Origin of the sequence: Streptomyces sp. SID3212 (genome assembly GCF_009865405.1) — a bacterium.
Taxonomy (GTDB): domain Bacteria; phylum Actinomycetota; class Actinomycetes; order Streptomycetales; family Streptomycetaceae; genus Streptomyces.
In genome coordinates, this window is sequence record NZ_WWJY01000671.1 from 1 (window position 1) to 650 (window position 650).

The 650-nt window shown below is 70.2% G+C and carries 1 protein-coding gene; it reads right to left on the bottom strand.

Features of this window, described 5'->3' with window-relative positions; genetic code table 11:
• A partial coding sequence (locus tag GT042_RS20160) for a PQQ-dependent sugar dehydrogenase (RefSeq protein WP_161310118.1) occupies positions 1–650 on the bottom strand: 650 nt, incomplete at both ends.

Sequence of the window (650 nt, forward strand, 5' to 3'; positions counted from 1 at the left end):
CTTGATCCACTTGCGGCCGTACTCGGCGGCGAAGAAGCGGCCGTCCAGGGACTGGGGGAACTTGACGCTGGAGTTCAGCGCGGCGTTGTAGCGGTAGACGGGACCGCCCATGGGGGACTCGGAGCCGCCGCCGAACTCGGGCGGGGTGCCGGAGTCACCGCCGTACTTGATCCAGGAGGACTTGGCGGCGGGGAGCGTGGCCAGTCCGGTGTTGCGGAAGGAGTTGTTGGCCGGGGCGGCGCAGTTGTACTTCCCGGCGGACGGGCCGCTGGGGAAGGCGTACTCGCCGTACGTCTCCGTGGCGGTGTTCGTACCGGTGCAGAACGGCCAGCCGTAGTTGCCGGGGGCCGTGATCCGGTTGAACTCGACCTGGCCGCTGGGGCCGCGGGTGCCGTCGGTGACGCCGGCGTCGGGGCCGTAGTCGCCGAGGTAGACGATTCCGGTGGCCTTGTCGACGGACATCCGGAAGGGGTTGCGGAAGCCCATCGCGTAGATCTCGGGGCGGGTCTTCGCCGTACCGGGCGCGAAGAGGTTGCCCGCGGGCACGGTGTAGCCGCCGGCGGCGGTGGGCTTGATCCGCAGGACCTTGCCGCGCAGGTCGTTGGTGTTCCCGGAGGAACGCTGGGCGTCGAACTGCGGGTTGCGGTCGG